This is a genomic window from Pseudoflavonifractor sp. An187 (genome assembly GCF_002160275.1).
In the GTDB taxonomy this organism is placed as follows: domain Bacteria; phylum Bacillota; class Clostridia; order Oscillospirales; family Oscillospiraceae; genus Enterenecus; species Enterenecus faecium.
Genome location: NZ_NFKG01000010.1, coordinates 64444 through 71058, shown reverse-complemented (window position 1 = coordinate 71058; position 6615 = coordinate 64444). Strand labels below are relative to the sequence as shown.

The window sequence follows — 6615 nt, the reverse complement described above, 5'->3', positions numbered from 1 at the left end:
CCTCAGAAATGTAAAATTCCAAAACCATAATGAAAATGCCGACCGCCATCTCATTGCCTCTGCGCTGAGATGGCGGCCTTTTTATACGCCGGGAGATTTTACGGTTACGAAAAAACCGCTGTTTTCTCTCGAAAACAGCGGTTTTTGTGGTGGACGATACAGGACTCGAACCTGTGACCCCCTGCACGTCAAGCGTCAGGGGTACTTTTTTCTAATAATTTCTGCTTATTTCTAGTGCTTTTTATTCCATTCCACTTGATTTTCAGCACTTTCCGATCACAGGGTTTCCACGTGTTCCACGACTGTCTGTGACTGGTTGTGTGGTCAATTTCCTCAGCCATCACAGGCATGGACGCCGTACTTTTTACGCCTTTCCATGGTTTTAGTACGCTGTTAACAAAGAGGAATGGGGCAGCCAATTACACGGGTTCGTTAGATTCGGTCCACATGCTACTACCGTGGACATGCTTCTCTGGAATGGTCAAACGAATGGCTCTCACTCTACATGTCCACATATCGCAAGGCTTATGCGTAATTATAGGATTTGAAAAGTCCAGTAATATCAATGGATTATAAGCAACGAGCAATGGGTTCTTATTCTTAGAGTGAGTATCATTCAGTTATTTGAAATGTCAGCCTTATTCTATAAGAGTTTATTGGCAGCGTAGAAATGACAGTACAAACTTATCGGGCAAAACACTCTAAAGCAGCTACTAGAAATGCAAAGCTAACTCTCATAAAAAGATGTATCAATACCATCAAATAGGTCATATTGATTTACAAAATTGAAATGCATCCTATCAAAAAATAAAATGATACGCTGATCGTCGGTGATTTCATCGTACAAACTATGTGGTAGCCCATGACCAGGGAAGTCCTGAACAAACTTTTTGAGCATTTCGTAACATATAATCAAGGGCGGATTCAACTGTCGAAGATCGGCTTGATACTCTTGGAAATTCGGAGAGAACCGAGCTGTTTCCTCATCAAATGTCAAGTAATTTAGTGCCAAATCGACCCAATCCCCATGTATATCATGACATTTAGTTCTATAAGAAACATCATAAAGTCTTTCGTTCCCTGTTGTTCGAAATTTTTCACTAATTGAAGGCAACTTTATTTTTTTAGACCTAACTTCTTCATAAGAACTATTAGTTTTTTTATAGGTATGATGTATCGAAGCTAACAATCGTTCCTGCCAATCAGATGATTGCCCTGCATTTTTAGCTATATCTTCTCTTATAGTTTTTTCAAAAAAGCCTCAGCTTTTAAACTATTTAAACGAAAATCATTTAATAGGCGCTCGTCAAAGCATTTGATAAAATATTCAATATTGATAATCCCTTCCAAAATCATCCGTTCAAAAAATGCAGCTAAAGTTGTAGTCATTAACTGTTTACATACTATTCTCCTCTCGAAACACAACAATTTAAACAGACGAACCAGCAAACCATATACTACAGCCTCATCTCTATTGTAACCAACCTCTGTGTGGGCAGAGAAATTAATAATATACTCGATACGATAAGCTGGCATTAGTGCTATATTACACCAGATTTTTGTGAAATCTACATTCTCAACCGTACCATCTCTGGCTTTTTCTATAAGCTCATCTAAATGCAAGTCAATTTCAATCTGCTTGTCAGCATCTTTATAAGTACTCATTATATCACTTCCAATGCTCATTCTTTCGATAATTGGGATATAATTATTGGTAAATATCAAATTCATTGCTAGTTGGATAGATAAATCACGGTAAATGGAATCTTTATACGGAGTATCGACTTCTCATTGTTGTGATATTGGACATAGTGGAAGGTGCCTCGGTACTGCGGCTGTAAACATATGTGTATTTTAGTGTAAGTCTGGAAAAGGATTATTATTTAATGCTTTCTTTTATGTACACTGCAACATCGTCAATTTCTGGATAAACAAAAGCCTTGTTTATCCCAACTCGATTTAATGAGTCAATTATAGATTTTTTGTATTTAGATGGAACATAGTATACAATTTTCTTCATATCTTCTTTGTATCGAAATTCTTCGTCAAATGAAGCTCTTTGCTTCCCATCACCGTAGTGAACGTCATCTAACCCCCAAATCAGAAACGCACCTTCCTGCCGTAATATGCGAGAATTTTTCCTTACCGGCTTTACAAACACTGGTGTTGTGAGCTTCCTGTAAGTGACGTCATCTGACAACAAAGGACGTTCTGTTTTTATTTCAGATATAAGTGCTTCATATGATCTGCTACTTAGCAAACTTCCAAAGTGAACGTCATGCAAGATACTCTGTTGGGTAGAAAAGTCGAACATAGGTAGTGCCGTTAAAATTGATACTTCGTCACACTTTTCATACTTCATACTTGAATTTCCAATATTGTAAACTATAACCTCACCCACATTATTGCTGCTTTCACATGAAAAATAAAGGGCAACCAGCGGGTTTGATGTAATATCCAGTAGCCGAGTGGGTAACCCATAGTGCTGCATTTCTATTAAGAAGTCCAGATGAGTGGAACAATTAATAAACGAGGATGCACACCGAATTACCAATTCTTGATACATTATATATTCATTTTGATAAAATCTCTTTTCTCGGAACAAAGAAGGTATAGCAATGTAATTTACGTTTGAGTGTCCCCTATAAAATAGATTTTTTACATCTGACAGTTCAGAAATATGTTTTATATAATCATGCAAACTATTTATCGGGCGCGGTTCAACATCTAATCTACAAATAAAACCACCATACTGACGATATTTAATTTTATTTTCGTAATAACGGTAGAGCATTATTAGTACTTTTGCAGTAGCGCAAGGACCACCTAATTGAAAAATAAGATACAGTATTAGCTGCGCTTCTAAATTTGAGAACTCACGATTTTCTGCGGGAACATATGATTTGATCTGGTTATACAATTCTTCATAAGAATCTGGATTCTTATCTTTGACTATGCTATATAATGCAGGGTTAATTGTATCTAATGGCTTAAACACAGTTTTATTGCTGGGGATTATTCCGTCATTACAATAAATGTAGCCATCAATGAGGAGTTTGCGATATATTATGTCATCAAAAGATTTCTTAACAAGTGGTAGTTCTAGCAGCTTATAAAAATTCATTTCAAAATTGGCATTAGAGCCTTCAATTGCTTTTCCCATTTTTCTCTCCTATCTAAAAGACCATTGTTTCATTATAAGTGGCCCAAAGCCAACTTCTCACTATTTTTACTCCTCAATCGGTTGGACTGCCCCAGCACACCTACCTCAGTAGTCACCGGCAAGATTCCAATTTATTGTAGTACACGAGTCTAGAAAAAGCAATCAACCAACACAAATCAACGTATTTAGATTATCAAGTATCTCCGCTCTACCTATGAAGCACCTCAGAGTCCTTTTCTCTACAAATGCATCTTACCAAAATTATTTTGCCAGTTCCTGCCGTTGGGCACATCCCACGAAATAGTTTTGATACACTGTCATCAAAGATAAAAGCTCCCTCGACAAGAAAGTCTGCCTGACCCATGAATGAAACAGCTGATCTGCTCTGTAATTATGTCATTACAAACCCCCTCCGAGTTCCGGAGGGGGCTTTCTGCTGCATCCAGTGGCAACTTCGTCATCTGGACTTCAACCTCGCTCAATAAGACATCCAACCACTAAATCAGCCCCATTTATGGGACTATTACGGACACCAAACTGCCCCTTGTGCATCTTCAGAGTACATAATATAATAATAAATTGTAGAAAATCGGAAACTGACTGTGGGAGAAGTCAAACGACCACTTCCCTACCGTGATAATAGAGAAAACAGGAGGAAACAACTGTGGCAGATATGAAGAAAGAACAAGAGCGGGACGAGCTGCACCGTGCCATCTGGGCTATTGCGGACGAACTGCGGGGGGCCGTGGATGGCTGGGACTTCAAGAACTATGTGCTGGGCACCATGTTCTATCGCTATATTTCAGAAAACCTTTGCAATTACATCAACAGCGGCGAGATTGAGGCTGGAAACGCCGACTTTGATTATGCCAAGCTGTCCGACGAAGAGGCCGAAGAGGCCCGGGAGGACCTGGTACAGGAAAAAGGCTTCTTCATTCTGCCCAGTGAGCTGTTCTGCAACGTGTGCGCCAGAGCCGCCCAGGATGAAAACCTCAACGAGACCCTGGAAACCGTCTTCCGCCACATTGAGGAATCTGCCAAAGGCAGCCAGTCGGAAGGTGATTTTGCCGGACTGTTTGATGACTTCGATGTAAACAGCAACAAGCTGGGGGCCACCGTAGCCAAGCGGAATGAAAAGCTGGTGAAACTGCTGGTGGGCGTTTCCAACATGAACCTGGGCGATGTGAAGGACCACGACATCGATGCCTTTGGCGATGCCTACGAATATTTGATGACCATGTACGCCAGCAACGCCGGTAAGTCCGGCGGTGAATTCTTTACCCCGGCGGATGTGTCCGAACTGCTCACCCGGCTGGGTACTGTGGGCAAAACCGAGATCAACAAGGTGTACGACCCCGCCTGTGGCTCTGGCTCTCTGCTGCTGAAGGCGGTGAAGGTTCTGGGCCATGATGCGGTTCGCAATGGCTTCTATGGGCAGGAGATCAACATCACCACCTATAACCTGTGCCGCATCAATATGTTCCTCCACGACATTGGCTTTGACAAATTTGACATTGCCTGTGAAGACACCCTGACCAATCCCCAGCACTGGGACGATGAGCCCTTCGAGCTGATCGTCTCCAATCCCCCCTACTCCATCAAGTGGGCCGGGGACGAAAACCCGCTGCTCATCAACGACCCCCGCTTTTCCCCTGCGGGAGTGTTGGCCCCCAAGAGCAAGGCGGACATGGCCTTTATCATGCACAGCCTGTCCTGGCTGGCGGCCAACGGCACCGCCGCCATCGTCTGCTTCCCCGGCATCCTGTACCGAGGCGGAGCAGAAAAGAAGATCCGCAAGTACCTCATCGACAACAACTTCATTGACTGCGTGATTCAGCTGCCCAGCAACCTGTTTTTCGGCACTACCATCGCCACCTGTATCATGGTGCTGAAAAAGAACAAGACGGACAACAAGACCCTATTTATTGATGCCACCCGTGAGTGCATCAAGGTGACCAACAACAATAAGCTGACCCCGGACAACATCAGCCGCATTGTGGATACCTTTGCAAACCGCACCGAGGAGGCTCACTTCTCCCATCTGGCCACCTATGAGGAGATCGCCGAGCAGGAGTATAACCTGTCTGTCTCCACCTATGTGGAGGCCGAGGACACCCGGGAGAAAATTGACATTGTGCAGCTCAACGCCGAGATCGCCCAGATCGTGGCACGGGAGGAAGTGCTACGGGCGGAAATTGACAAGATTATTGCAAGAATTGAGGTGTAACTCCATGCAGGACAAAGACAATAAGTTGATTCGTTCTTCCGCTGCAGAGTACCTGACCTTTGTAGCCGCCACCGGTGATACACAGCAGAGCTTTGAAATGCGGTACGAGGACGAAAACATCTGGCTGACGCAAAAGATGATGGCCACACTGTATGATGTGGATGTCAGAACGGTCAACGACCATATCAAAAAAATCTATTCTGATGCTGAATTGGAAGAATCGGCAACTATCCGGAAATTCCGGATAGTTCAAACAGAAGGCACCCGTCAGGTGAATCGTGAAGTAAATCACTATAATCTACCCATGATTATTTCCGTGGGTTTCAAGGTCAACAATGAAAGAGCCGTACAATTTCGCAAGTGGGCAAATGGAATCGTCAAGGATTATACCATCCAGGGCTGGGTGATGGATGAGGAACGCCTGAAAAACGGTGGAACGGTTCTGACAGAGAAATACTTTGAGAAACAGCTGGAGAAAATCCGGGAAATCCGTCTTTCTGAGCGGAAGTTTTATCAAAAAATCACCGATATTTATGCCACTGCGCTGGACTATGACCCCAGCGCCAAAGCCACCCGCAGGTTTTTTGCAGCGGTACAAAACAAGCTGCATTACAGTGTCCATGGGCAGACAGCGGCAGAGGTGGTCTACAACCGTGCGGACGCCGAGAAAGAGCATATGGGGCTGACAAACTGGGACGGATACCCCGATGGAAAAATCCATAAATCCGATGTGGTGGTGGCAAAAAACTACCTGACTGAAGAAGAGCTGCACCAGCTGTCCCGGCTGGTATCCGCTTATCTGGACTTGGCAGAAATGCAGGCAGAACGGAAAATCCCCATGACCATGGCGGACTGGGAACAGCGTCTAAATGGCTTTTTGACCATGTGGGATCGGGACGTGTTGCAGGATGCGGGGAAAATCTCAGCTGAAATGGCAAAGATCCACGCAGAAACAGAGTTTGAAAAATACCGCATTGTGCAGGATCAGCTCTATACCAGTGATTTTGATCGGTTCATGCTGGAGCACGGTGAGGGAATCATGGAATAAGCTGGTTGGAGGAGCTGATTCAGCAGCTTTGCCCGGATGGGTACAGTTCGTGCATATCGGCAGAGTTGTAACTTATCTCCATTTACAGAACGATTTTAGTACACGGTTATCAAAGATAAGAAAACGTCGCAAAAAGCAGGAAGGCCCGGCCCGTGATTGACACAGGCCGGGTTGTTC

The 6615-nt window shown here is 43.6% G+C and carries 5 protein-coding genes; 3 read left to right on the top strand and 2 right to left on the bottom strand.

From position 1 onward, the window contains the following. The coding region (locus B5F22_RS12460) for a hypothetical protein (RefSeq protein WP_204210537.1) at window positions 1–235 on the top strand (235 nt) is incomplete at its 5' end. Between the two features lie 1004 nt (window positions 236–1239). On the opposite strand, the gene B5F22_RS06365 is transcribed toward B5F22_RS12460, so the two are convergent. Then, window positions 1240–1665, bottom strand: coding sequence for a hypothetical protein (locus tag B5F22_RS06365; RefSeq protein ID WP_087391856.1), 426 nt, complete (start codon window positions 1663–1665; stop codon window positions 1240–1242). 214 nt (window positions 1666–1879) lie between these two features. Then, on the bottom strand, window positions 1880–3163 hold the full coding sequence (locus B5F22_RS06360; protein WP_087391854.1) for an FRG domain-containing protein: 1284 nt from the start codon (window positions 3161–3163) through the stop codon (window positions 1880–1882). A 664-nt stretch (window positions 3164–3827) separates the two neighbouring features. Here B5F22_RS06360 and B5F22_RS06355 point away from each other — a divergent pair. Continuing rightward, window positions 3828–5390 carry a type I restriction-modification system subunit M gene (locus tag B5F22_RS06355; protein ID WP_087391852.1) on the top strand — a complete coding sequence of 521 codons (1563 nt, stop codon included), beginning with the start codon at window positions 3828–3830 and terminating at the stop codon, window positions 5388–5390. Window positions 5391–5394: 4 nt separating this feature from the next. Beyond that, a complete protein-coding gene (locus tag B5F22_RS06350) occupies window positions 5395–6438 on the top strand; it encodes a virulence RhuM family protein (RefSeq protein WP_087391850.1) in 1044 nt (347 codons plus the stop codon). Window positions 6439–6615: the final 177 nt, after the last annotated feature.

Bases quoted from the DNA above. Each gene is read 5' to 3' on its own strand.
- B5F22_RS06360 (WP_087391854.1), bottom strand. From the start codon at position 3,163: ATGGGAAAAGCAATTGAAGGCTCTAATGCCAATTTTGAAATGAATTTT.
- B5F22_RS06365 (WP_087391856.1), bottom strand. From the start codon at position 1,665: ATGAGTACTTATAAAGATGCTGACAAGCAGATTGAAATTGACTTGCAT.
- B5F22_RS06350 (WP_087391850.1), top strand. From the start codon at position 5,395: ATGCAGGACAAAGACAATAAGTTGATTCGTTCTTCCGCTGCAGAGTAC.